Raw genomic sequence first — 295 nt, forward strand, 5'->3', positions numbered from 1 at the left:
GGCGGATACGACTGCTACGGCCTGGTCGATGTTGAGGCGGGGGTCGCAGACGGTGGTGTAGCCCACCGGGTCGAGGAGGTCATCGAGGCGTGACTCGTCGGCCACGCATTCGCCGACGGTCTCCGGGGTGGCTTCCAGGTGCAGCCCCCCTGCGACCACGTGCTGCGCGCCGGCCACTTCCTGGAAGAGTTCCACTTCGCGGGTGATGCGGGTCAGCAGGCGGGTCTTGCGGCCCAGCGGGCCGCGCTGGGTGTTGCCGTGCATCGGATCGCACAGCCAGATCACCGGATGCCCC

At 69.5% G+C, this 295-nt stretch carries 1 protein-coding gene; it reads right to left on the minus strand.

Annotated elements, in window-relative coordinates; genetic code table 11:
• Nucleotides 1-295: 3-deoxy-7-phosphoheptulonate synthase (locus IG54_RS0137395; protein WP_030795764.1), on the minus strand; the 295-nt coding region annotated here is incomplete at both ends.

It is taken from the genome of Streptomyces sp. NRRL S-920, from assembly GCF_000717945.1.
GTDB classification, from domain to species: domain Bacteria; phylum Actinomycetota; class Actinomycetes; order Streptomycetales; family Streptomycetaceae; genus Streptomyces; species Streptomyces alboniger.